18 protein-coding genes are annotated in these 26,360 nt (G+C 66.2%); all 18 read left to right on the top strand.

Annotated features, from left to right (window positions below; all coding sequences use genetic code 11):
• The 18 genes from tssJ to PMI38_RS24330 all read left to right on the top strand — a co-directional run bounded on the left by tssJ (position 1) and on the right by PMI38_RS24330 (position 26,267).
• Positions 1-738 carry a type VI secretion system lipoprotein TssJ gene (tssJ, locus tag PMI38_RS24415; protein ID WP_008100169.1) on the top strand — a complete coding sequence of 246 codons (738 nt, stop codon included), beginning with the start codon at positions 1-3 and terminating at the stop codon, positions 736-738.
• Complete coding sequence (gene tssK, locus PMI38_RS24410; RefSeq protein WP_008100168.1) at positions 735-2,078, top strand: type VI secretion system baseplate subunit TssK; 1,344 nt, start codon at positions 735-737, stop codon at positions 2,076-2,078. Before tssJ ends, tssK begins: the two co-directional genes overlap by 4 nt.
• Positions 2,075-2,791, top strand: coding sequence for a type IVB secretion system protein IcmH/DotU (gene icmH / locus PMI38_RS24405; protein ID WP_008100165.1), 717 nt, complete (start codon positions 2,075-2,077; stop codon positions 2,789-2,791). The genes tssK and icmH overlap by 4 nt, the downstream gene beginning before the upstream one ends.
• Positions 2,792-2,821: 30 nt before the next feature.
• Positions 2,822-6,625, top strand: coding sequence for a type VI secretion protein IcmF/TssM N-terminal domain-containing protein (locus tag PMI38_RS24400; RefSeq protein WP_008100162.1), 3,804 nt, complete (start codon positions 2,822-2,824; stop codon positions 6,623-6,625).
• On the top strand, positions 6,622-7,530 hold the full coding sequence (tagF, locus tag PMI38_RS24395) for a type VI secretion system-associated protein TagF (protein ID WP_008100161.1): 909 nt from the start codon (positions 6,622-6,624) through the stop codon (positions 7,528-7,530). Before PMI38_RS24400 ends, tagF begins: the two co-directional genes overlap by 4 nt.
• Positions 7,527-10,022, top strand: a complete 2,496-nt coding sequence (gene tssM, locus PMI38_RS24390; protein ID WP_008100159.1) for a type VI secretion system membrane subunit TssM — start codon at positions 7,527-7,529, stop codon at positions 10,020-10,022. Before tagF ends, tssM begins: the two co-directional genes overlap by 4 nt.
• Positions 10,023-10,166: 144 nt before the next feature.
• Positions 10,167-10,685, top strand: a complete 519-nt coding sequence (locus PMI38_RS24385; protein WP_008100157.1) for an Hcp family type VI secretion system effector — start codon at positions 10,167-10,169, stop codon at positions 10,683-10,685.
• Positions 10,686-10,779: 94 nt separating this feature from the next.
• Positions 10,780-11,877 carry a type VI secretion system protein TssA gene (gene tssA, locus PMI38_RS24380; RefSeq protein WP_008100155.1) on the top strand — a complete coding sequence of 366 codons (1,098 nt, stop codon included), beginning with the start codon at positions 10,780-10,782 and terminating at the stop codon, positions 11,875-11,877.
• Positions 11,878-12,098: 221 nt separating this feature from the next.
• Positions 12,099-14,615 (top strand): excinuclease ABC subunit UvrA, encoded by a 2,517-nt coding sequence (locus tag PMI38_RS24375; RefSeq protein WP_008100153.1) that lies wholly within the window; start codon positions 12,099-12,101, stop codon positions 14,613-14,615.
• Between the two features lie 203 nt (positions 14,616-14,818).
• Positions 14,819-16,573 carry an L-lactate permease gene (locus PMI38_RS24370; RefSeq protein WP_008100151.1) on the top strand — a complete coding sequence of 585 codons (1,755 nt, stop codon included), beginning with the start codon at positions 14,819-14,821 and terminating at the stop codon, positions 16,571-16,573.
• Positions 16,574-16,710: 137 nt separating this feature from the next.
• Positions 16,711-17,220, top strand: a complete 510-nt coding sequence (locus tag PMI38_RS24365) for a sigma-70 family RNA polymerase sigma factor (RefSeq protein WP_008100149.1) — start codon at positions 16,711-16,713, stop codon at positions 17,218-17,220.
• Positions 17,217-18,170, top strand: a complete 954-nt coding sequence (locus PMI38_RS24360; protein ID WP_008100147.1) for a FecR domain-containing protein — start codon at positions 17,217-17,219, stop codon at positions 18,168-18,170. Before PMI38_RS24365 ends, PMI38_RS24360 begins: the two co-directional genes overlap by 4 nt.
• Before the next feature lie 87 nt (positions 18,171-18,257).
• On the top strand, positions 18,258-20,687 hold the full coding sequence (locus tag PMI38_RS24355) for a TonB-dependent receptor (protein WP_008100144.1): 2,430 nt from the start codon (positions 18,258-18,260) through the stop codon (positions 20,685-20,687).
• A 187-nt stretch (positions 20,688-20,874) separates the two neighbouring features.
• Positions 20,875-21,780, top strand: coding sequence for a LysR family transcriptional regulator (locus PMI38_RS24350; protein WP_008100140.1), 906 nt, complete (start codon positions 20,875-20,877; stop codon positions 21,778-21,780).
• A gap of 103 nt (positions 21,781-21,883) precedes the next feature.
• Complete coding sequence (locus PMI38_RS24345) at positions 21,884-23,077, top strand: CaiB/BaiF CoA transferase family protein (protein ID WP_008100138.1); 1,194 nt, start codon at positions 21,884-21,886, stop codon at positions 23,075-23,077.
• Positions 23,074-24,012: a hydroxymethylglutaryl-CoA lyase gene (locus tag PMI38_RS24340; RefSeq protein WP_008100135.1), complete on the top strand. Its 939-nt coding sequence runs from the start codon at positions 23,074-23,076 to the stop codon at positions 24,010-24,012. Before PMI38_RS24345 ends, PMI38_RS24340 begins: the two co-directional genes overlap by 4 nt.
• A gap of 87 nt (positions 24,013-24,099) precedes the next feature.
• Positions 24,100-25,431, top strand: a complete 1,332-nt coding sequence (locus PMI38_RS24335; protein WP_008100132.1) for an MFS transporter — start codon at positions 24,100-24,102, stop codon at positions 25,429-25,431.
• A gap of 203 nt (positions 25,432-25,634) precedes the next feature.
• Entirely contained in the window at positions 25,635-26,267 is a 633-nt protein-coding gene (locus PMI38_RS24330) for a hypothetical protein (protein WP_008100130.1), read from the top strand.
• Positions 26,268-26,360 lie beyond the last annotated feature (93 nt).

Below are 26,360 nucleotides of genomic sequence, written 5' to 3'. Positions count from 1 at the left end.
ATGTACACCCCACACCCCGCCATCAAGCGCCTGACCGCCGTGGCCCTGCTGCTGGCGCTGGCCGGCTGCGGCGTCAGCGACCGCATCGGCAAGCGCATGGAAGACAGTTGGGCCGCCGACATGCTGGCCGACAGCGAGAAGGTGATCCTCACCTCCGATGGCGGTAACCAGCTCAACCCGGGCGCCGACGGCAAGCCGCTGTCGGTGGTGATGCGCGTGTACCAGCTGACCGACCTCGAACGTTTTGCCGCCACCGATGCCGACACCCTCTGGGAGTCGCCGGATAAAGCCCTGGGCAACGCATTGGTGGACACCCGCGAGCTCACCCTGCTGCCAGGCATCGGTCAGATCGATCAGTGGCCGCTGGCCAAGAGCACCCGCTACGTGGGCATGGCAGCGTTCTTCCGGGATGAACAAGGTGCCCGCTGGAAGATCGCCTTCGATGCCGACTCGCTGCGCAAGGACGGTATCTGGTTCTCCTCCGATGGCCTGTGGATTCTGGTCGACAACACCGAAATCACCGCCATGCGCGGCATGGACGTGCTGAACAAACCGCCCACCGCCGACCAACTCGCAGCCGCGCAAAAGCAGCAACAGCTGCAGCAGCAGAGCGCCACGCCAACCCTGGGCGAAAAGGTGCAGGACGCGGTGGTCGACAAGGCCGTGGACGCTGCCGGGCAGTCGGCCAGCAACGCGGTGGATTCAACCTTCAATTCATTAGTGGATAGCGTCAAATGAGCAAGCAGAGCCGAGTGATGTGGTCGGAAGGCATGTTCCTGCTGCCCCAGCACTTCCAGTACCAGGATGAGTTCCACCAGCACCAGCTGGCCGAGGCGACCCTGCGCGCAACGCCCTTCCATTGGGGTGTCCAGGCGCTGCAGGTTGACGAGGACGCCCTGGCCAACGGTTCGCTGCAGCTCAAGCGCCTGAAGCTGGTGTTTCCCGACGGCAGCCTGTACGACGCGCCGCAGCACGACCCGCTGCCGGCTGCGCGCGACCTCAAGGACCTGCTCAAGGCCAACGACCTGAAGGTTCATGCTGCGCTGAAACTGCCCGAACCGTTCGGCCTCAACTACGTCGAGGATGACCAGGCCCACAAGGCTGCACGGCGTTTTCGCAAGCAGTTCGATACCCTGCCCGACCTCAACGAAGGCGAGCAGGAGAACGAAATCACCAGCCTGCGCCTGAACGTGGTGCTGCTGGTCGATGGCGACAGCCTCGATGGCTACAGCCATTGCCCGCTGGCCAAGCTGACGCGCAACAGCATGGGCGGCTTCAACCTCGACCCGCACTTCGTCCACCCGACCCTGCACCTGGGCAGCCACGAAACCATTGCGGGCATCGGCAAGCGTCTGCTCGGTGCGCTGCAGGCCAAGAGCAAGGCCTTGTCCGGCCGGCGCCGCGAACGTGCCGACCAGATCGCCGAGTTCGGCTCCAGCGACGTCACCCTGTTCTGGCTGCTCAACACGGTCAACCGCGCGCACCCGCAGTTGGCGCACCTGCTGGCGCACCCGCGTCTGCACCCGGAGCGCCTGTACCTATTCCTCGCTGACCTCGCCGGGGGCCTGCTGACCTTCACCCTGGACACCCAGCTCAGCGACATCCCGGAATACGACCACCACGACCCGGCGGCGTCGCTGGTGCAGCTCGACGAGATGATCCGGGTGATGCTCGACAATGTCGTGCCCAACCAGTGCATCGTCATCAACCTCACCCAGACCAAACCGTCGTACTGGCAAGGCCAGCTGCGCGACCCGCGCCTGGCCGAGGCCGACTTCTATATCTCGGTGCACGCCGACATGCCCGGTGCCAGCCTGCTGGAACTGGTGCCGCGGGCATTCAAGGTCGGCTCGCCGGAAGACATCGAGGTGGTGGTCAACAGCGCCATGCCCGGGGTCACCCTCAACCACGCCGCGCGCCTGCCCAACGCGATTCCGGTGCGCCTGGACAACCAGTACTTCGCCATCGAGCCCCATGGCCATGTGTACGAGCGAATGATGAATGCCCAGACCATCTGTTTCTACGCGCCCAGCGCCTTTACCAACCTCAAGCTTGAACTGATGGCGGTGCTCAAATGACCGAAGCCGTACTGCAGCAGGGCGCCGTTGCGGCGGCCAGCGACAAACCGACCCTCAAGGACCTGGTCCAGGACTTCATCAGCATGGCGCTGATCGTCCGCAAAGGCCGCCAGGTGACCTCGGTGCCTGCCTTCGAGAGCAGCGTCGAACGCTTCTTCGCCAACCTGGAGCGCGATGCCCGCTCGGCCAACTACAGCGTCGAGCAGGTCAAGGACACCCAGTACGCGCTGTGCGCCTTCGTCGATGAAAGCGTGCTGCGCGCCGGTGACAGCGACCTGCGCCGGCACTTCGAGCTGCAACCCCTGCAGTTCCGTTATTTCGGCGTGCACCTGGCCGGTGAAGGCTTCTTCGAGAAGGTCGAGGCGCTGCGCGGCGACGTCAAGCAGAACCTCGACGTGCTGGAGGTCTATCACCTGTGCCTGGCCCTGGGCTTCGAAGGCAAGTTCAGCCTCGGCCAGAAGGACCAGCTGCGCTACCTGGCCAACACCCTGGGCCAGGACATCGCCCGCTACCGCAAGCCGCCGAAAACCCTGTCGCCCGACTGGGCCCTGCCCGACCAGGTGTCGCAGATGCTGCGCCATGAAGTGCCGCTGTGGGTGTACCTGGGGTTGATCGCACTGGTCTGCGTCGGCGTGTACCTGACGCTCGACTGGTTGCTGGACAAGGACGTGGCCGCCCTTTCCGAACAAATCCGCCAGCTGTTCAGTGCCTGAACACCCCTCAGGTAGCCGAGTCAGGAAGACATGAAAACACTACTGCGTCTGTTGAAAAGTTTCTGGGTGCTGCTGCCGCTGCTGTGGCTGGCCACCCTGTTGATCTGCTGGCTGGTGGCGCCCATGGTGCCGTGGCTGCGCCACCATGTGCCCGAAGCGCTGGCGATCGTCAGTGCCTGCTTCCTGCTGGTGATCGTGCTGCGCCAGTACCAGCGTATTCGCGGCGAACACAACCTGGAGAACCTGCTGCAGATCGAGGTCGACCGCTCGTGGAACGCCACCGGCGAATTCCGCGACCAGCACGTGCTGCGCGAACGCCTCAAGCACGCCATCGCCATGCTGCGCACCGACCGCTCCGCCGGGGGTGGTGGCAAGGCTGCGCTGTCGGACCTGCCCTGGTACCTGGTGCTGGGCATGTCGGCTGCCGGCAAGACGTCGCTGCTGACCCATTCGGGCCTGTCGGCCAGTATCGCCACCGCCAATGACAGCGAAAGCGGCACCCAGCACTGCGACTGGTACTTCAGCCCCGACGCGGTGATGATCGACACCGCCGGCCGTTACCTGCGCGACGACCAGTCGGCCAGCGAGTTCGCCGCCTTCCTGCGCATGCTGCGCAAGCAGCGCGGCAAGGCCGCGATCAATGGCCTGGTGCTGGTGGTCAGCCTGCCCGAACTGCTGGCGTCGAACAGCGACGCGCGTGACGCGCTGGCCGCGCAACTGGTGGCGCGGGTCGAGGAATACGCCGAGTGCCTGGACGCCAACCCGCCGATCTACCTGATGCTGAGCAAGATCGACCAGCTGCCGGGCTTCCACCAGGCCTTCGAAGGCCTCGACCTGCACCAGCGCCAACAGCCGCTGGGGATGACCTTCGGCCTCGCCGAGATCCGCAACCAGGGCTTGCACGCGGTGCTCGAAACGCGCTTGAAGAACCTGCAGCAGCACATTCGCCAGCAGGTCGATGCGCAGCTGGTGGGCCTGGGTGCAGCAGCCGACAGCACCCTGCTCAACTTCCCGCAGTATTTCGCCGCGCTCAATGGCGTGCTCGAGCAATTCCTCGAACACTTCACCCGTGAGCAGCGCGGCGGCGCGCCGTTGCTGCTGCGCGGCCTGTACTTCACCAGCGCCCTGCAGACCGACCAGCAGCTGGCCCAGGTGTACGAAGACGCCATCGCCGACAGCTTTGCCTTGCAGGTGGCCGCTGATGAAGCGTCCAACGCCAGCCCCAAGCCCGTGGGCAACCGCAGTTTCTTCATCACCGACACCTTCCGCCGGGTGATCTTCCCTGACCGCGACCTTACCCTGTACCAGTCGCGCCTGGGCCGTCAGGCGGCCTTCAGCCCGCTGCTGCTCGGTCTGGCCGCTGCCGCCGGGGTGCTGTTCATCGGCTGGCAGGCGCTGGCGTTCGCCAACAACCGCCAATGGCTGGACAGCCTGCGCGGTCAGCTGGCCGAAATCGAGCAATCGGCCGATCGCGAGCAGTTGCTGGCCGCAGGCAAAGGCCTGGAAGTGCTGCGCGAGCAGATGGCGATCGTCGAGGGCCATCGCCTGCAAGGCGTGCCGCTGCGACTGAGCGCCGGCCTGTACCACGGCGAGGCCGTGCATGACGTGGCGCGCAACGCCTACCTGGCGCAACTGCGCAGCCAGGCGCTGGAGCCCATCGCGCGCAACCTGCAGGTGCAGATGCGGGCCTTCAATACCTTCGCCAGTGGCATCAACCAGGCGCTGGAATTCACCCCGGCCCCGGCCCCGCGCAAGCGTAGCGGCAAGCCACTGGCGCCGCGCGTGGCCGCCAAGGCCCAGGCGGCGCTGGGCAATACCCGCGCGGGCGCCTACGCCGCCAAGGTCAACCTGGCCACCGCCAGCGATGCCGCCGAGCTGTCCGCCACCACCGGTGGCCTGTCACTGTCGGAAGAAATGCTCGGGCGCCTGGACGAACAGCAGGTGGCGTCGATCATCGAGGCCTACAACACCCTCAAGCTGTACCTGCTGCTGACCGAGCCACAGGCCCACCCGGACCCGGCTTTCGTCGCCGCCAGCCTGCCCCAGGCCTGGGCCAGTGCAGCAACCGAGGGCACGCCCGCCGACGAGGGCGTCATCGCCGAGAACGCGCCGCTGTACGTGCAACTGCTGGAACAGGGCCAGGCGCCTGCGCTGCCGCGCAACGAGCAACTGATCAACGAAACCCGGCAGAACCTCAAGTCGTTCATGATCTCCAGCTCGCTGGTCGACCGTGAATACTTGCGCCTGCAATTGGAATCGAGCCGGCAGTTCCCTGCCCTGAGCCTCAACGACCTGGTTCCGCAACCCGGCCGCGCCCTGCTCTACGGCTCCGCTGGGGTGCCGGCGATCTACACCCGCCAGGGCTGGGAGACCTTCGTCAAACCCGAGCTGATCAAACTGGTGTCGGGCAACCTGCGCAACGAAACGGACTGGGTGCTCGATGGCGAAGGCGGCGATGCCCTGGTGCAGAAGGCCAACTTCGTGCGCGAGTTCATGACCCGCTACAAGCGCGACTACACCCAGGCCTGGTACAAGATGGTCAGCAGCGTCAACGTGCGCCACTTCGCCGACCTTTCCTCGGCCACCGAGCAACTGGGGTTGCTCAGCGACGTGCAGAACTCGCCGGTGAAGAACCTGCTGGCAGCGGTCAACGACAACACCCAGTGGGACTTGCCCGTCCAGCATGAAATGCCGGCCACCGGCAACGCCCGCGTGGACGGTTTCTGGAGCAAGGTCAGCGGCCTGTTCGACGCGCAGGACGCCCTGCCCGACGCCGTGGCGCCGAGCCTGCCTGCGGTCGACGACGGCAGCCTGGCCAAGCGCTTCGAACCGGTGGCACGGGTGTTCGCCAAGAGCAACGCCGAAGGCGCCGACAGCACCATCATGGACCGCTACCTGGCCGCGCTGCGCAAGCTCAAGGTGCGCATGAACAACATCCAGCGCTCGCAGGACGTCGGCAAGAGCAGCAAGCAGCTGATCAGCGAAACCCTGGAAGGCCAGCCCAGCGAAGTGACCACCGTGCGCAACTACGTGGAAACCAGCGTCGACACCAGCCAGGACGGCCTGTCGCGTTCGCTGCAGGGCCTGTTCAGCCTGCCCATCCAGTACGCCTGGGACACCCTGCGCGACCCGGCCGGCCAGCAGATCGCCAAAGCCTGGGCACAGCAGATCGCCAAGCCCTGGCAACAGGTCATGGCCCACCGCTACCCGATCGCCAGTGGTAGCCGCAACGAAGCCTCGGTGAAGGACTTGCAACGCTTCGTCGACCCGGACAGCGGCCTGCTGCCGACCTTCAAGCGCAACGAAATCGGCAACCTGTCCGGCGGCGACGGCCTGGGCCTTGGCAACGGCAAGGCACCGGCGCTGGTCAATCCGGGCATGCTCAACAGCATCGACCGGGCAAGCTCGGTGGGCCAGGTGATCGCCAGCCTGTCGGACCGCGAGAACGGCTTCGAGATCATGCTCGAACCGTCGGCCAGCTTCACCGACATCGTCTTCACCCTCGACGGCCAGGAGCAGCACTACCGTAACGGGCGCAGCAGCTGGAGCCGCTTCGCCTGGCCTGGCACCAGCAACGCGCCGGGCGCACGCCTGGACGTGGTCACGCTCAGCGGCGCGCGGGTCACCGTGTTCGACTTCCCGGGCCGCTGGGGCCTGCTGCGCATGAACGAAAGCGCCCGGGTCGACGACCTCGACGGCATCCAGCAGCGCTTCAGCTGGAACACCGCCAACGGCCGGGTAAGCCTGGTGGTGCGCAACTTCGGTGGGGTCAAACTGACCGACCTGGGTGACGTCAAGGCGCTGAGCGCGCTCAACGACAGGGGCGCGCAATGATCGGTTGCTTCGGCAAACTGCCGTCGAGCGCGGACTTCGTCAGCCTGCACGGTGCGGCGGAAGAAGTGTGCGAGTTCGACGCCTGGTTGCAGGCTTCGCTGGCGGCGATGCGCCACCGCGAAGACTGGCAGGCGTTGTTCGACGCCTTGCCGATGTGTTTCTTCAGCTACCGGGCGCGCAACGGCAATTGGCTGCTGGGCGGCCTGCTCAGCTCGCGTGATGCCAGCGAACGGCGCTACCCGTTCTTCATCTTCCAGTTGCTCAAGGGCCAGGAAGGCGAAGCGCTGCTCAACCCGTTCACCCTCGGCGAGCTGTTCAGCGCGCAGATCAAACCGTTGCTGCACCAGGCCGTGCAGGGTACCGATTGCGCCGTGGTGTTCGAGCGCATCAAGGCCCTGCGCGCCCTCCAGGGGCAGGACCTGGACCTGTTCCGCCGGGTCCATGCGAAGTTCTTGCACGACTTCAGCTTTGCCGATGTCGCCAGGGCGTTGCAGGGCTCCTGGCCCACCTTCGACAGCGCCACCGCGCTGTCGCGGCTGCAGGCCGCATGGCCGTTGCTGCACAGCGACTTCGAAGGCGGCATCGAGCTGCCGCTGCCCGCCGAGCGCGGCCTGAAGAACCCCACCGCCGACCTGTGGCTGACCTGGTTGACGCGCCTGGGCGGCCGGCATGGCGGCCCGGCGGTGAGCCTGCTGGCCGACGACTTCATGCACCCACGGCTGTACGGCTTCACGTCGCGCCACACCCGCACGGCCTACCGCCTGCTCAGCGGCACGGCCGATGCCTGCCAGCACCTGGAAGTGCTCAGCCCGATGCCACACAGCGCACGCGGACACGATTTCGACCGACCCCTTGAACACGTCATCGACCAGTTCGTCGATGCGTTGGATGCGACGCCTGTATGAACAAGATCAAGTACTACTGCCTGCGCTACCAACCCTACCTGCTGGGGGTGGCCTTCTTCCTGGCGATCTTCCTGGTCTGGGCCATCGGCCGTGGCTTGGGCTTCGCCTCGCTGCACAGCCTGTTGGCGGGCATCGGTGTGTTCCTGCTGCTGTCGGCGGGCTATGTACTGTTGCTGTACCGGGGCGCAGGGCAGCACCACAACCTTGAAGCCCTGCTGCGCGACGACGCCGACCAGGCGGTACTCAACGCAACGCCGGCCGACCGCGAAGAAGTCAGCCTGCTGCGCGAACGCCTGCTGCAGGGCATCGAGCGCCTGCACGGCAACACCCCGCGCGGCACACCGGCCAAGGATGCGCTCTACGCCCTGCCCTGGTACCTGGTGATCGGCCAGCCGGCGGCGGGCAAGAGCACCATGATCCTGCAGTCGGGGCTCAACTTCCCGTATGCCGAGCGCGAAGGCATGCGCGTCGCGGGCCTTGGCGGTACACGCAACTGCGACTGGTTCTTCAGCGCCGATGCGGTGTTGCTGGACACCGCCGGGCGCTACATGAACAGCCCGGAAGAAGCCGGCAAGTGGCGCGGCTTCTTGCAGTTGCTGCGCCAGCACCGTCAGCGCCGCCCGCTCAATGGCCTGATCGTCGCCGTCAGCATCGCCGACATCCTGCAGGGCTCGGCCGAGGACCAGGCACGGGTGGCCAAGCGCCTGCGCGAACGCATCCAGGAAAGCTGCGCACTGCTGGAAGTGCGCCTGCCGATCTACCTGGTGTTCACCAAGTGCGACCTGATCCCCGGTTTCACCCCGTTCTACCGCCAGCTGGACGACACGGCGCGTGGCGAGGTGATGGGCAAGACCTTCTCGCACAAAAGCTATGAGCAGGCCGACTGGGGCCAGCGCTTCGGCAAGGCGATGGACGAGCTCTGCGCCTACTGGCAGCAGGTGGCACGCCAGCAACTGGTGCAACAGGATATCCAGCTGACCCGGCACAACGATGCCGCCTACCGCTTCCCGCTGGAGTTGGCCGCGCTCAAGCCGCGCCTGCAGGCGTTCGTCGACAGCCTGCTGCGCGCCAACCCGTACCAGCCTGCCGAGCTGCTGCGCGGCTTCTATTTCACCGCCGCGCTGGAGGCCGAAGAGACCCCGTGGGGCAGCCACGGCCAGCAGGTGGCAGAGCGTTTCGCCCTGGAGAACGCCCAAGGCGCTGCCAGCGGCGGTAGCCAGCCTTCGCCGCTGTTCATCAACAGCCTGTTCCGCAAGGTGATCATCCCTGACCAGCACCTGGTGGCGCTGTACACCAGCAACCGTCGCGAACGCCAGCGCAAGGCCGCCTGGGTAGGCGCCGCCAGCCTGGCGGGCCTGCTGCTGTGCGGCCTGTGGGGCTGGTCGTACCTGAACAACCGCCACACTCTGGACAGCATCGCCGACGAACTGGCACAGGCCAGGCAGCAAGACCAGGCGAACGCCGGTCAGTATGCCGCCTGGCACAGCCTCGACCGCTTGCGGTTCTGGGCCGCGCACTACTACCAGCAACACCACGACCAGGCCGTGCCGCTGGGCATGCGCCTGGGCCTGTACCAGGGGCACAAGGTCGAGCCGGTGCTGCGCGCACGGTACTTCGCGACCCTGCAGAACGTGATGCTCAAGCCCACGGCGGACAACCTCACCCGCACCCTGTACCTGCTGACCACGCTCAAGGTCTATCAGCGCAATACCCAGGCGCTGCAGCCGGTCAGCGGCGTGGACAGCGTCGAGGCCGAGGCCCTGCCGCACGACAACCGCGCCCAGTCGATCGCCGATTTCGGCAAGGCCGCCCTGGACACCTACGTGATGCTCTCGCCCGCCCAGCGGGAAAAAGCCGATGCGGCGTTTCTCAAGGCGCACATGCCGGACTACTGGTACCCGGCCATCGCCCGCCACACCGGCAAGACCATGGCCAGTGCCGCCACCGACAGCGCGGCCAACCAGGACTACGCCTACGCCAGCCGGCAGATCGTTTTCTATGCGGACCAGATCCGCGAGCCCGATGTACCGCGCATCCTCGACAACGCCTTCCTGATGTCCAGTTCGCGCAACTACATCAACAGCCTGCTGACCCAGTCGCTGCGCTCGATCGAGACCATCACCCTGGAGTCGGACACCCTGTTCGCGTTCGCCCGCGCCGATTTCCAGAGCCTCAAGAGTGAAGGCCAGAGCCAGCTGAGCGCGATCGCCAGCAAACTGTTGAACACCCCGAATATCGGCAAGATCGTGATTTCCGGCCACGCCGACCAGCTCGGCGATGCCCAGGGCAACCTGCAGGTGTCCCGGCAACGGGCGCAGACCATCCGTACCTACCTGGTTGGCAAGGGCGTTCCTGCGGAACTGGTCACGGCCCAGGGCGAAGGCAGCCGCAAGCCGCTGGTCAACTGCGACATGCAGCAACCGCGGGCGCAGCTGATCAAGTGCCTGGAGCCCAACCGCCGGGTGGAAATCGAAGTGCGCGGGCTCAACTGAGGCCGCGCCGGCAAGAACCTGCCAGCCGGGCCTCACTGGAGGAGGCCCGGCTGGCGGCAAGCTACCTCTGCTGAGCTGTTCAGCGAGGTCAACACAAAGGGACGCATGAGCGACCCTTAACTGATGTGAATGGAGAATTTCACAATGGCTTTTGACGCGTATATCCAAATCGACGGCATCCCAGGCGAAGTACTGGACGACAAGCACAAGGACTGGATCGAAGTGCTGGGCTACGAGTACGGCGCCACCCAGGCCACCTCGGCCACTGCCAGCTCCTCGGGCGGTGCGTCCTCCGAGCGCGTGGCGCTGACCGACTTCAAGATCCGCAAAGCCGTCGACAAGGCTTCGGCCAAACTGTTCGAGCACTGCTGCACCGGCAAGCACATTGCCAAGCTCAAGCTGAACGTCAACCGTGCCGGTGGTGACAAGGTCACCTACCTGACCATCGACATGGAAGAAGTGGTGGTGTCGTCGGTGCGTTTCGTCGCCGGTGGCAACCAGGGCGGTGAAGACAAGGCGGTCAGCGACCTGCCGATCGAAGAAATCAGCTTCAACTTCGCGCGCATCAAGACCACCTACACCCAGCAGAACCGTACCGACGGCCAGGCTGGCGGCAACATCGTCGGCGGCTGGGACCGCACCGCGAACAAAGTGTTCGCCTAAGCAGTCGCTTGCCGTGGGCTGCATGCGCGGCCCATAACCTGCACCGTGCCGGGTCACCCGGCACGGTGCTCATTACCCCTGATCAGAGTGTTCTATGCCTGAAATCCTCAACGACCTTTCGCTGGCCGAGCTGGCCGCGCCGATCGACGGTGGCAGCGGCGAAGACTTGAGCTTCTCCGCCTTGTTCGACCAGATCAAGGAGGCGCGCCGGGCAGACCCTGACTACCTGACCCAAGGCGACTGGCAGACTGACCTGAAGACCGCCGACTGGGAAAAGGTCATCCAGCTTTCCGCCCAAGGGCTGGCCCAGCAGAGCAAGGACCTGATGCTGGTCGCCTGGCTCAATGAAGGCCTGGCCCAGCGCGATCATTTCCAAGGCATCACCTTCGGCTTGAGCCTGGCCGAGCGCATTCTCGAACGTTTCTGGGACAGCGCCTACCCCTCGCTCGAAGACGGCCTGGACGAACGCTCCGCACGGCTGGCCTGGCTGAAAACCACCCTCACCGACATTGCCGGTGGCTTGCCCATTACCCAAGGGCAGCATTTCGGCGTGCTGCGTTATGACGAATCACGCCATGTAGAGAACCTCGCCTTGCAGAACCCCAAGGCGATGCAGACGGCGCTTGCCGAAGGCAAGATCAACGCCGAGATCTTCCAGCGTTCGGTGGTGCTCAGCGACAGCGATCACCTGCGCGCCAAGGCCCTGCAGATTGCCGAAAGCCTGCGGGCCTGCGAGCGTTTGCAGGCCACCGCCGACCGCCTGTTCGGCGCCGAGTCGCCAAGTTTCGCCAGCCTTGCCGACATGCTGTCGCGGGCCAGCCAGCTGGCAGAGAAACTGCTCAAGGACCGCGGCATCGAGCTGCACCCGGCTGAGGTGGCCCAGCCTGAACCTGTCACGCCCACCCCCACTGGGGCCGAGCCGGGAGAAGCGATGAACAGCACCGTCCAGGCTGCTGCGCCCGCCGCGCTGCGCACCACCCCGCTCAACCGCGACGAAGCCTTCACCCTGCTTGCGGGCATTGCCCAGTTCTTCAAGCAGAGCGAGCCGCAGAGCCCGGTGCCGTACCTGATCGAACGTGCCATCAAGTGGGGCAACATGCCGCTGGAAGGCTGGCTGAGCGATGTGATCAAGGACAGCAATGTGGTGGACAACATTCGCGACGTGCTGGGGACGCGCGAACAGCGGTCCTGAATGTGTTTTGCCTGTGCTGGCCTCTTCGCGGGACAAGCCCGCTCCCACAGAAATTGCGCACTGCTCAAAGGTGGCGATGTACCTGTGGGAGCAGCTCATTTGCTCAATGCCTAGAAACTGACGCGATCCCTGTGAGAGCGGGCTTGTCCCGCGAAGAGGCCAGCACCGCCAACAACAAAGAGTGCTAAGTTGTGGCTTCGTCCCCGCAATGGAAAGCCCTCATGCCGCCACGCCACCCAACCCCGCCCGGCTTCATCCGCGTACGTGGCGCCCGCGAGCACAACCTCAAGAACATCGACGTCGACATCCCCCGCGACGCACTGGTGGTGTTCACCGGTGTCTCCGGCTCGGGCAAATCCTCACTGGCCTTCTCCACCCTCTACGCCGAAGCCCAGCGCCGCTACTTCGAATCGGTCGCGCCCTACGCCCGGCGCCTGATCGACCAGGTCGGCGTGCCGGACGTGGACGCCATCGAAGGCCTGCCGCCGGCTGTGGCGCTGCAGCAGCAACGCGGCACGCCCAGCGCGCGCTCCTCGGTGGGCAGCGTCACCACCCTGTCCAGTTCGATCCGCATGCTCTACTCCCGCGCCGGCAGCTACCCGGCCGGCCAACCGATGTTGTACGCCGAGGACTTCTCGCCGAACACGCCGCAAGGCGCCTGCGCCGAGTGCCACGGCCTGGGCCGGGTCTACGAAGTCACCGAGGCGACCATGGTCCCCGACCCGTCGCTGACCATCCGCGAGCGGGCCGTGGCGGCTTGGCCGATGGCTTGGCAGGGGCAGAACCTGCGCGACATCCTGGTGACCCTGGGCTATGACGTCGATATCCCCTGGCGCGACCTGCCCCAGGCGCAGCGCGACTGGATCCTCTACACCGAGGACACACCCACCGTCCCGGTGTACGCCGGCCTTACCCCGGCGCAAACCCGCGCCGCGCTCAAACGCAAGCTCGAACCCAGCTACCAGGGCACCTTCAGTGGCGCCCGGCGCTATGTGCTGCACACCTTCATGCATTCGCAGAGCGCGCAGATGCGCAAGCGCGTGTCCCAGTTCATGCGCCCCAGCCCCTGCCCGCTGTGCCAGGGCAAGCGCCTCAAGCGCGAGGCGCTGCAGGTGACCTTCGCCGGGCGTGACATCGGCGAGCTGTCGCGCCTGCCCTTGCAGACCCTGGCCGAGGTGTTCCGCAAGGTGTCGGCGCCGGGCTACCTGGAGCAGCACGACGACAACCTGACCCTGGAGAAACGCCTGGCCGCCCAGCGCATCAGCGTCGAGTTGCTCGAACGCATCGATACCCTGATCGACCTGGGCCTGGGCTACCTGGCGCTGGAACGCAGCACGCCGACGCTGTCGTCTGGCGAGCTGCAGCGCCTGCGCCTGGCCACCCAGCTCAACTCGCAGCTGTTCGGCGTCATCTATGTGCTCGACGAGCCGTCGGCCGGTCTGCATCCGGCCGATAGCGAGGCACTGTTCGAGGCCCTGCAACGGCTCAAGCAGGCCGGCAACTCGGTGTATGTGGTGGAGCACGACCTGGACACCATGCGCCGCGCCGACTGGCTGGTGGATGTGGGCCCTGCGGCCGGCGAGCATGGCGGGCAGGTGCTGTACAGCGGCCCGCCAGCGGGCTTGGCCGACGTCGAGGCTTCGCGCACACGGGCCTATCTGTTCGCTGCGCAGCAGTCGGCTGCCCAGGCACCGCGCCTGCCCCAAGGCTGGTTGCAACTGGAGGGCATTACCCGCAACAACCTCGACAACCTCAGCGCGCAGTTCCCCTTGGGTTGCTTCACGTCAGTGACCGGCATTTCCGGCTCGGGCAAGTCGAGCCTGGTCAGCCAGGCGTTGCTGGAGCTGGTCGGCGCCCACCTGGGCCATGCCGAACAACCTGCCGAGCCTGAGGAGCAGAGCCTGGAAGACGCGCCCGAGCAGACCAGTACCGGGCGCGTCACGGCGGGCCTGGACAGCATCACGCGGCTGGTACAGGTGGACCAGAAACCCATCGGCCGCACGCCGCGCTCCAACCTGGCCACCTACACGGGGCTGTTCGATCACGTGCGCAAGCTGTTCGCCGCCACCGAGCAGGCCAAGGCACGTGGCTTCGATGCCGGGCGGTTCTCGTTCAATGTCGCCAAGGGCCGCTGCGCGAACTGCGAGGGCGAAGGGTTCGTCAGCGTCGAACTGCTGTTCATGCCGAGTGTGTATGCGCCCTGCCCGACGTGTCATGGCGCGCGCTACAACCCTGAGACCCTGGCCGTGACCTGGGCGGGCATGACCATCGCCCAGGTGTTGCAGCTGACGGTCGACCAGGCGCTCGCCGTGTTCGCCGAGCAGCCGCCGGCGCGGCGCTGCCTGCAGGTGCTGCAGGACATCGGCCTGGGCTACCTGCGCCTGGGCCAGCCCGCTACCGAGCTGTCTGGCGGTGAGGCGCAGCGGATCAAGCTGGCCACCGAGCTGCAGCGCATGGCCCGGGGCGCCACGCTGTATGTGCTGGACGAGCCTACCAACGGGCTGCACCCGCAGGACATCGACCGGCTGCTGGTGCAGCTCAATCGTCTGGTCGACAGTGGGCACAGTGTGGTGGTGGTCGAGCATGACATGCGGGTGGTGGCGCAGAGTGACTGGGTGATCGACATCGGGCCGGGGGCTGGGGATGCGGGGGGGACGGTGGTGGTGAGTGGGGCGCCTGGGGTGGTTGCTCGGTGCGCCGAGAGCCGTACTGCCGAGTTTCTGGCCAGGGCCTTGTAGCGGCTGTACTGGCCCATTCGCGGGACAAGCCCGCTCCCACAGGTTCTCCACCGTTTTGTGGGAGCGGGCTTGTCCCGCGAATGGGCCGGCATTGTCAGAAGATCTGCTGCAGACAAAATCCTTTCTATACTCCCCCTGGCATCCCTGCATGCCAACCTGCCCAAAAAACGCGAAACCTCACACAACAACAAACGAGGTGGCAAATGGTCTGGCAGCAAATCTACGATCCCTTCTCCAGTCCCTGGCTCTCCACCGTCATGGCCGCCGTACCGGTAGTGGTGATGCTGGCAGCACTGGCGTTCTTCCATATAAAAGCCCACATCGCCGCCCTGCTCGCCCTGGGCTCGGCGTTGCTGATCTCGATCTTCGCCTTCGGCATGCCGGCCAACATGGCCGGCTCCGCCGCGTTGTACGGCGCGGCCAACGGTTTGCTGCCGATCGGCTGGATCGTGCTGAACATCATCTTCCTGCACCGGCTCACCACCGAGAACGGCTCGTTCAAGGTGCTGCAGGATTCACTGGCGCGCATCACCGATGACCGCCGCCTGCAGCTGCTGCTGATCGCCTTCTGCTTCGGTGCCTTCTTCGAGGGCGCGGCAGGTTTCGGCACGCCCGTGGCGGTGACCGGGGCGATCCTGATCGGCCTGGGCTTCTCGCCGCTGGCGGCCTCGGGCCTGGCGCTGATCGCCAACACCGCGCCGGTGGCCTTCGGGGCGCTGGGTACGCCGATCATCACCTTGGCCAAGGTCACCGGGCTGGATGAGATGGAGCTGTCGGCCATGGTCGGGCGGCAGCTGCCGTTCTTCTCGGTGATCGTGCCGTTCTGGCTGATCTGGGCCTTCGCCGGCTGGCGCAAGATGATGGAAATCTGGCCGGCGATCCTGGTGGCCGGGGTCAGCTTTGCGATCCCGCAGTTCCTGGTGTCGAACTACCATGGGCCGATGCTGGTGGACGTGATCGCCGCGCTGATCTCCATGGCCTGCCTGACCGGTTTCCTGCGGGTGTGGAAACCGGCCACGGTGCACACTTCGGCGGCGCTCACCGGGCGCGTCGATGATTCCAAGATCGACGTCGACGACAGCCCCGGCAGCAGCGCCGCCTTTGCCCAACGCGACCAGCGCAGCGTGCTCAAGGCGTGGATGCCGTGGATCATCCTCACCGTGTTCGTGTTCGCCTGGGGTACGGCGAGCTTCAAGAACCTGTTCGACACTCGCCCTGCGCTCGACCCCGCCAGCGGCGCGGCCATGCTCGACCCGCAGGGCAAGCCGCTGCGCGAGGCCAACCCGGTGTTCGCCCCGGTGTTCACCTTCGACACCATCCACCAGCAGATCGAGAAGGTGCCGCCGGTGGTGCCGGCAGCGAAGAAGGAGGACGCCCAGTACAAGTTCACCTGGTTCACCGCCACGGGCAGCGGCATCTTCCTGGCGGCGATTCTCGGCGGGCTGCTGATGGGTTATTCGCCGCTGGAGCTGGGGCGCCAGTACCTGCGCACGATCTGGGTGGTGCGCTATTCGCTGATCACCATCGTCGCCATGCTGGCGCTGGGCTTTCTCACGCGCTATTCGGGGCTGGACGCGACCATGGGGCTGGCCTTCGCCGCCACCGGCATCTTCTACCCAATGTTCGGCACCCTGCTCGGCTGGCTGGGGGTGGCGCTGACCGGCTCGGACACGGCGTCCAACGTGTTGTTCGGCGGGCTGCAGCGGGTGACGGCGGAGCAACTGGGGCTGAGCCCGGTGCTGATGGCGGCGGCCAACAGTTCCGGTGGGGTGATGGGCAAGATGGTCGATGCGCAGTCGATCGTGGTGGCATCCACGGCTACCCGCTGGTATGGGCATGAGGGGGAGATTCTGCGCTACGTGTTCTTCCACTCGATCATTCTGGCGATTCTGGTGGGTTGCCTGGTGACCTTGCAGGCTTATGTGGCACCGTTTACCTCGATGGTTGTGGGGGGTTGAATCGCTGAGTCGGCACGGGCCCTATCGCCGGCAAGCCGGCTCCTATAGAACAGTGGGGTATCTGTGGGAGCCGGCTTGCCGGCGATAGGGCCAGATGATTAGAATGCGATCCATTCTTAATTACAACTTCATTCCCCATGCCGCCCGCCGACCCCACCCTCAACCTGCAGGTCAAGACGCTGTACACCGAACACCACGGCTGGCTGCAGGGTTGGCTGGGGCGCAAGCTCGGCAATGCCTGCGATGCCGCGGACCTGGCCCATGACACCTTCGTCCGCCTGCTCGGCCGCAACGCCACGGCGGGCCTGGGCAGCGAACCACGCGCCCTGCTCACCCACATCGCCAAGGGCCTTTTGGTCGACCGCTGGCGACGCCAGGATGTCGAGCGCGCCTACCTCGAAGCCATCGCGCACCTGCCCGAGCCCGAGGCACCCTCGCCGGAAACCCGCTGGCTGATCCTGGAAACCCTCTACCGCGTCGATGCCATGCTGCGGGAAATGCCGGCGCGGGTGCGCCAGGTGTTTCTGCTGTCGCAGCTCGATGGCCTGACCTACGGCGAAATCGCCGAGCAACTGAACGTCTCGCTGATCACCGTCAAACGTGACATGCGTAGCGCCTTCCTCGCCTGCCTGGGCCTTGATCCATGAACCCGCGTATCGACCCGCACATACTTGGCGAGGCCGCCGACTGGCTGGTGCAACTGCAATCGGGCAGCGCCACCGAGGACGACCACCGCGCCGTCCAGGCCTGGTGCCAGCGCAGCGCCGAGCATGCCCAGGCGTGGCAGCGTGCCGAGGCCATCCTCGGTGACTTCCGCCGCCTGCCCACACCGGTTGCCGGAGAAACCTTGCGCCGCTTGAGCCGCCAAGGGGGCGTCAGCCGGCGCCAGGCCATGCAGCGCCTGGGCCTGTTGCTGCTGGCTGCGCCTGCGGCCTGGCTGGCCTGGCGCGAAACGCCCTGGCAACAGTGGCGCGCCGACGCCCGCACCGCCGTCGGCGAGCAACGCCCGCTGACCCTGGCCGATGGCTCGCGGGTGCTGCTGAACACCGACAGCGCCATCGATATCGACTTCAACGCCCAGGAGCGGCGCATCGACCTGCTGGCCGGCGAGATCCTCGTCACCAGCGCCGCAGACGCCCGGCCATTGCGGGTGCGCACCCTGCACGGTCAGGCGCAGGCCCTGGGCACGCGCTTCAGCGTGCGCCTCGACGGGACGCTGACCCGCGTCGCCGTGCTGGAAGGCGCGGTGGATGCGCGGCCACTGCACGGCAGCGGCAACCGGGTACTGCTCGCCGGTCAGCGCAGTGCCTTCGATGCCACCCGGGTGCAGCCGGCCAGCGCGCTGGATGCCGACGACCTGGCCTGGGAGCACGGCATGTTGCTGGCCCGCGACATGCGCCTGGCCGACCTGCTGCAGGAGCTGGGCCGTTACCGCCCCGGCCTGCTGCGCTGCCACCCGGCGGTCGGCGAGCTGAAGGTGTCGGGCGCGTTCCCGCTGACCGACAGCGACGCCAGCTTGCGCCTGCTCGGCGAGACCCTGCCGGTGGCGATCCATGGCCTGACGCGCTACTGGGTGACCGTCGAACCCCGGGTGTAATTATTTTTGCCGTTGCCTGATACCTTTTCCTGCGTCGTCCGGTGATGAGTGCAGAACCCTCGTTTTCTGCACCCACAGGATCCTCGCATGACGCCTCGCCCCCACTTGCGCCTCAAAGCCCTGAGCCTGGCCATGGCCATCGGCACGCTCGTACCCGCCCCCGCGCTGCTGGCCGCCGAGCCCGCCGCCAGCGGCAGCACGCGCAGCTATCACATTGCCGCCGGCCCGCTGGCCGACGTGCTGGCACGCTTCGCTGCCAGCGCCGGCGTGCCGCTGTCGTTCGACCCGGCACTGCTCAAGGGCGCGCAAAGCCAGGGCCTTGAAGGCAGCTACAGCGTGGCGGACGGCTTCGCGCACTTGCTCGCCGGCAGTGGCTACAGCCTGATCAGCACCGACAGCGGCGGCTACACCCTGGCCCCGGCGGTGGACCTGGGCGATGCCCTGGAGCTTGGCGCCACCACCATCAACAGCGACCTGGCAGCCAGCAGCGACACCTGGCAAGGCGGCCAGGTAGCCCGTAGCGCACGCCTGGGCCTATTGGGTGACCAGCCGATCAGCGATGTGCCGTTCAGCGTTACCAGCTACACCGCCAAGACCATCGCCGACCAGCAGGCGCGCACCCTGGGCGACGTGTTGCTGAACGACGCGGCGGTGCGCCAGTCGGCGGGCTTCGGCAACTTCTCCCAGGTGTTCACCATCCGCGGCCTGCCGCTGAACACCGACGACATCAGCTACAACGGCCTGTACGGCGTGCTGCCGCGGCAGATCGTCACCACCGAGGCGCTGGAGCGGGTCGAGGTGTTCAAAGGCCCCAATGCCTTCCTCAATGGGGTCGCACCCCAAGGCAGTGGCATCGGCGGCGCGGTCAACCTGGTGCCCAAGCGCGCCGAGGACACCCCGACCCGCCACATCACCTTCGACTACGCCACCGGCGCCAACCTCGGCGGCCACCTCGACCTGGGCAAGCGCTTTGGCGAGGACAACCGCTTCGGCGCGCGCATCAACCTGGCCCAGCATGACGGCGGCACGGGCGTGCACGACGAAGCCCAGCATTCCACCCTGCTCGCCCTGGCCCTGGACTACCGAGGCGAACGCCTGCGCCTGTCCACCGACCTGGGTTACCAGAAAGAGCGCATCAACCAGGGCCGCGCGGTGATCTACCCGACCGGCACCAAGGTGCCGCACGCGCCCTCGGCACGCGACAACTATTCCCAGGACTGGACCTGGTCGCAGCTCGAAGACACCTACGGCATGGTCAACGCCGAGTACGACCTCGACGACAACTGGACGCTGTATGCCGGTGCCGGCGCCAAGCACACCCGCGAGAACGGCGAGTATTCCTCGCTCTACGTCAGCGACGAAAACGGCACGGCGCGTGGCGGCTACCTCTACCCGCCCCACGACGAGGACAACAAGAGCGCCATGGCCGGCCTCAATGGCCGCTTCGCCACCGGGCCGGTCAGCCACCGGGTCAACTTCGGGCTGTCGGGCATGTGGGGCGAGCAGCGCTCGGCCTACAAGGCGATCACGGCGGCCAACCGCTTCGACTCCAACCTGTACCACCCGGTCAAGGTGCCGCGCCCGACCAACACTTACTCCGGCAGCGACCTGCACGACCCGCGCATTGTCGGCAAGAACCGCATCAAGAGCGCGGCGGTGTCCGACACCCTGGGATTGTTCGACGACCGGGTGCTGCTGACCGTGGGCGTGCGCCGGCAGTCCATCGGCGTCGACGGCTGGGCCACGGCCACCGGTGTGCGCAATGCCAACTACGACGAGTCGGTGACAACGCCCGTCTATGGTCTGGTGATCAAGCCCTGGGAGCATGTGTCGTTCTATGCCAACCGCATCGAAGGCCTGGCCCAGGGCCCGACCGCGCCGTCCAGCGTGAGCAACGCCAATGAAGTGTTCCCGCCCAAGCGCAGCAAGCAGGTCGAGGCCGGGGTGAAACTGGACTGGAACAGCTTTGGCGCGACCTTGGGCGTCTACCGCATCGAGCAGCCGAACAGCACCACATTCCGGGAGCCGGGCGCGAGCAAGGACACCTTCAGCATGGATGGCGAGCAGGTCAACAAGGGTGTCGAGCTGAATGTGTTCGGCGAGCCGATCGAGGGGTTGCGCTTGCTCACGGGTGCGGTGTTCATGCACACCGAGCTGGATAACACGGCCAATGGTCGTAACGACGGCAACCGTGCGCCGGGCGTGCCGCGCTTCCAGTACAACCTCGGGGCGGACTGGGATGTGCCGGGCATTGCGGGGGCTGCACTGAGTGCCCGGGTGTTGCGCACCGGGGGGCAGTACGTCAATACCGACAACAGCCTGAGCATCCCGGCGTGGACGCGGGTTGATCTGGGGGGGCGCTACAGTTTCAGGATGGATGACAAGCAGGTGACCTTGCGGGCCAATGTCGAGAACGTGGCGAACAAGGCATACTGGGCATCGGCTTCGACCTCGAATAATTACCTGACCCAGGGCACGCCGCGGGTTTTGCGGTTGTCGGCCAGTGTAGATTTTTGAGTGAAGGGGAAGCTTGTGCGGTGTTTTCTGTGGGAGCGGGCTTGCCCCGCGAAAGGGGCAGCGCGGTGAATGGCACCGGCTTCGCCGGTGTTCGCGGGGCAAGCCCGCTCCCACAGGGATGTACCGGCTTTCAGGCATCGCATCAATTTCCGCAGCCTGAGGAGTACCTGTTGAATAGTAGACCTCCATGCACCCAACCAACCTGATCCGCCGCCTCGACCTGGTCACCCTGCAACTGTTCGTGGCCATCCACGAAGAAGGCAGCCTGACCCGCGCCGCCACCCGCGAAGCCATCGCCCTTTCGGCCGCCAGCAAGCGCCTCAACGAACTGGAAAGCGCCCTGGGCACGCCGCTGTTCCTGCGCCAGGCCCGTGGCATGCAGCTCACCCCCGCCGGTGAAACCCTGCTGCACCACGCCCGGCGCATGCTGTTCAACCTGGAGAAGATCGGCCTGGAACTGGGCGAGCACCTGCAGGGTGTGCGCGGCTATGTGCGGATGCTGGCCAACCTGTCGGCGATCATCCAGTTCCTGCCCGAAGACCTCGCCGACTTCAGCGCCCACCACGAACGGATCAAGCTCGACCTCGAAGAGCGCCCCAGCAATGGCGTGGTTCAGGGGGTGCTCGACGGCGTCGCCGACCTCGGCATCTGTTCGGCCGACAGCGATACCCGCGACCTGCACGCCGTGCGCTACAAGCGCGACCAGCTGGTCCTGGTGCTGCCGGCCGGGCACCCGTTGGCCGCACGGCCCGAGGTGGCCTTCGCCGACACCCTGGACAACGACTTCATCGGCCTGCATGCGGCCAGCTCGATCAACATGCGCACCGTGGAGGCAGCGCGGCGGGTCGGCAAGGTGCTGCGCCTGCGCATTCATGTGCCGAGCTTCGATGCGGTGTGCCGCATGGTGCAGGCGAACATGGGCGTAGGCATCCTGCCACGCAAGGCCTTCGAACTGTTCGGCGGCGCGTTGGGCCTGCAAGCGGTGAAGCTCAGTGACGACTGGGCCGAGCGCGAGTTGCTGCTGGTGGTGCGGGAGCTGGAGGCGTTGTCGCCGGTCAGCCGACTGCTGTTCGAACAACTGCGCGGGGACTGACCCTTCGCGTTTCGCGAACGGTTGTTGCCGACAGAGGATTGGTGCCGCTCCCGCCTGCGCCGTAGGCTCTCCCTCAAAGTCCAAGAACAATGAGGTACGCAACATGCCTGCTCCCCTCGAAGGTATTCGGGTGCTGGAAATCGGTACGCTGATCGCCGCCCCGTTTGCCGCCCGCCTGCTCGGCGAATTCGGCGCCGAAGTGATCAAGATCGAAGCCCTGGGCCAGGGCGACCCCCTTCGCAAGTGGCGAAAGCTTCACGACGGCACGTCACTCTGGTGGTACCTGCAATCGCGCAACAAGAAGTCGCTGGCGCTCGACCTCAAGGCCGCCGAAGGCCTGGCCATCGTCAAGCAGTTGCTGCAGGACACCGATGTACTGATCGAAAACCTGCGCCCCGGCGCCCTGGAAAAACTCGGCCTGGGCTGGGACGTGCTGCATGCGCTGAACCCACGGCTGACCCTGGTGCGTATTTCCGGCTACGGCCAGAGCGGCCCCTACCGTGACCGGCCCGGTTTCGGCGCCATTGGCGAGGCCATGGGCGGCATCCGCTACACCACCGGCGAGCCGGGCGCGGCACCGGCCCGCGCCGGCGTAAGCCTGGGCGACTCGCTGGCCTCGCTGCACGCGGTGATGGGCGCCCTGCTGTCCTTGTTCAACGTGCGGGCCAACGGTGGCGTCGGCCAGGTGGTCGATGTGTCGCTGGTGGAAAGCGTGTTCAACCTGATGGAAAGCCTGATTCCCGAATACGACCTGCTGGGCCATGTGCGTGAACGCAGCGGCGGCGCCCTGCCCGGTATCGCACCGTCGAACACCTACCGCACCGCCGACGGCGCGTTCGTGGTGATCGCGGGCAACAGTGACCCGATCTTCCGCCGCCTGATGCACACCATCGGCCGCCCGGACCTGGCCGAAGCCGCCGAATTCGCCCACAACGACGGCCGCGCCGCCCAGGCCGGGCTGCTCGACGAGGCCATCGAACGCTGGACGCGTCAGCATTCGATCGACGCCGTGCTGGCGGCACTGGAGCAGGCCGAAGTCCCTGCAGGGCGCATCTACTCGGTGGCCGACATCGTCAACGACCCGCATTACCAGGCCCGTGACATGCTGCTGGACAGCCAGTTGCCCGACGGCACCGCCGTGCGCATGCCCGGCATCGTGCCCAAGCTCTCGGCCACACCGGGGCGGGTCGACTGGCAAGGGCCGGCGCTGGGTGAGCACACCGATGCCGTGCTCGGCCAACTGGGCATGGCCGCGGACGACATCGCCCGCCTGCGCAGCCAGGGGGTGGTGCAATGATCCCGGCCAACCCCGAACAGCTGATCATCCAGGAAGTCGCCCCGCGCGATGGTCTGCAGATCGAACCGACCTGGGTGGCTACCGAGGACAAGATCGCCCTTGTCGACGGCCTCTCGCGCCTGGGCTTCAGCCGCATCGAAGCCGGCTCGTTCGTCTCGCCCAAGGCGATTCCGGCGCTGCGCGACGGCGATGAGGTGTTCCGTGGCATCCAGCGCCAGCCGGGGGTGATCTATGTGGCACTGATCCCCAACCTCAAGGGTGCCGAGCGGGCCTTGGCGGCCGGTGCCGACGAACTCAACCTGGTGCTCTCGGCCAGCCAGTCGCACAACCTGGCCAATATGCGCATGCGGCGAGAGCAGTCGCTGGCTGGCTTCGGCGACATCGTACAGGCCGTGCAGGGTCGCCCGGTCAGCCTCAACGCCTCGGTGGCCACCGCCTTCGGTTGCCCGTTCGAGGGGCGCATCGATGAAGACCTGGTGCTGCGCCTGCTCGATGCCTACCTGGAGCTCGGCGTGCACGGTGTGACCCTGGCCGACACCACCGGCATGGCCAACCCGCGCCAGGTCGAGCGCCTGGTGCGCCGTAGCCTGGAACGGGTGCCGGCAAGCATGCTCACCCTGCACTTCCACAACACCCGCGGCCTGGGCCTGTGCAACGTGCTGGCCGCCTATGAAGCCGGTGCCCGACGCTTCGATGCCGCCCTCGGTGGGCTCGGCGGCTGCCCGTTCGCCCCCGGCGCTTCGGGCAACATCTGCAGCGAGGACCTGGCCAACCTGTGTGCCGAAACCGGCATCCCCACAGGCATCGACCTGGACGGCCTGTTGCGCCTGGCAAGGGGCCTGCCAGCCCTGCTCGGCCATGAAGTACCCGGCCAGCTGGCCAAGGCCGGGCGCAACTGCGACCTGCATGCGCTGCCGGCCGGTTTGCCGGGCTGATCCCGCGCCGTCACCCCGGGGCATTGCCCCACCAGACAACAAGAACAACAGGGCCGCCCACGCGGCGGCCCGACTGGAGAACACACAATGAGTCTTTCCGCCCTGCACACGGCGGCCGATGGGGCCGCCGACAGTGAAAAAGCCCTGGTGCGCAAGGTCGCCTGGCGGCTGATGCCACTGATCATGGTCTGCTACCTGTTCGCCTTCTTCGACCGCATCAACATCAGCTTCGCCAAGTTCCAGCTGCAGACCGACCTGGGCTTCAGCGACACCGCCTATGGCCTGGGCGCGAGCCTGTTCGTGGTCGGCTACGTGCTGTTCGAGGTGCCCAGCAACCTGATGCTGTACAAGGTCGGCGCGCGCCGCTGGATCGCCCGCATCATGATTTCCTGGGGCCTGGCCACGGCCGCGATGGTATTCGTGACCAACGAATGGCAGTTCTATGCCCTGCGCTTCATCATCGGCGCCATGGAAGCCGGCTTCGCGCCGGGGGTGCTGTACTACCTGACGCTGTGGTTCCCGCGTCACTACCGTGGCCGCATCACGTCGCTGCTGTTTCTTGCCTCGGCCTTCGCCGGGCTGTTCGGCGCGCCGTTCTCGGGGCTGATCCTCGGCCACCTCGACGGTGCCTTGCAGATGCGGGGCTGGCATTGGCTGTTCCTGCTCGGTGGTCTGCCCTGCGTGGCCTTGGGTCTTTTGGTGCTGACCTTGCTCAAGGACCGCATCGAGGATGCTGGCTGGCTGAATGCGGGCGAAAAACAACTGCTGCTGTCACGCATCGACCCGCCCCAGGCCGGCCATGGCCAAGGCTCGTTGCTTGAGGCGATCCGCATTCCGGGCTTCCTGACCCTGGGGCTGATCTACTTCCTGATCCAGATCGCCTCCTATGGCCTGAACTTCTGGGCGCCGCAACTGATCCGCAGTGCCGGCACCGAGAACCCGTCGGTGATCGGCCTGCTCACCGCCGTGCCTTACATCTGCGGGGCCATCGCCATGGTGGTGTGCGGGCGTCTTTCGGATGCCACGGGCGAGCGGCGCTGGTTCACTGCCGGGCTGATTTCGCTGGGCGCGCTGGGCTTTCTCTGTGCGGGGATTTTCGATGACAACACGCCGCTGCTGCTGGTGTCCCTGGGCCTGCTGGGGGCCGGTGTGGTGGCGTCGATCCCGAGCTTCTGGGCGCTGCCGCCGAAGTTGCTGGCAGGGGCTGGCGCGGGGGCGGCGGGCGGGATCGCGCTGATCAACACCCTGGGGCAATTGGGCGGCATCGTCAGCCCGGTGCTGGTGGGGCGCATTCGCGACCTGACGGGCACGACTACGCCAGCGCTGTACCTCATTGCCGGGGCCTGTGTGGTGACGGCGCTGCTGGTGATGTTTGCCTTGCCGGAAAAGCTGCGTACCCGGGATGTGCCCCATCGGTGATTGGGGTGTAGGGCGTTGGATTTTTTTCGCTCTTGAGATCGAGCGCCGCGCGGGCGGCGCTCGATTTCAACCGCGCCACAACCCCCAAGGCGAGCCCTTGCGAACCCCGTCAAGCTACCGTCTTGCCACGATTGCGCCGCTCTATCCCGTAGGTTCTAATGCCGCCCGACCGTTTTATCTGCGCAATCCAAGGACGCTTCAACATGCACAGGAAGATCGTACCGCTGGCACTGCTGGCCACCCTGGCCGGCTGCTCGGACACCAAGGACGCCAGCGAGGCCAATTTCCACAAAGCCGCCCAGGCTTACCTCGACACCCAATATCCCCACTGCTTCGTGGTCACCGACTTCCCCACCAAGACCCAGGACTTCGACGTTTCCGGCAGCAACAAGGCCCTGCATGCCCTGGCCCAGGTCGGCATCGTCAGCGAAAAGGAAATCGCCCGCGTAGAGGTGCCGGCACGCCTGTGGCAAGCCGCCCGCACGGACATCTACTACGCCTACGACCTCACCGACGAGGGCCGCAAGTTCTACAAGGCCGATGCCCAGAAAATGCTCAACGGCCAAACCCGCGGCGGGCTGTGCTTCGGCAAGGCCGAAGTGACGGCGATCGAACAGTTCAGCGAGCCGGGGCAGATGATGGGGCACACGATTTCCGACGTGACCTATGCGTACAAGATCACCGGGTTGCCGGACTGGGCGGCCAAGGACGTGGTGAAGGCCAATATCCGTGACCTGGGCGAAGCGGTCGCTACCAACGACACACCGGCCAGGGAGAAACGGGTGATGGTGCTGACCAACAAGGGGTGGGTGCATGAGCGGTTGTTCGATAAATGATCGTTGACTGTACGGGCCCTATCGCCGGCAAGCCGGCTCCCACAGGTACAGCGCAGTCTTCGAAGCTTGCGCCGTACTTGTGGGAGCCGGCTT

This window comes from Pseudomonas sp. GM84 (assembly GCF_000282535.1).
In the GTDB taxonomy this organism is placed as follows: Bacteria; Pseudomonadota; Gammaproteobacteria; order Pseudomonadales; family Pseudomonadaceae; genus Aquipseudomonas.
The sequence above is the reverse complement of the archived record's forward strand: the minus strand, read 5'-3'. Positions and strand labels throughout refer to the sequence as shown.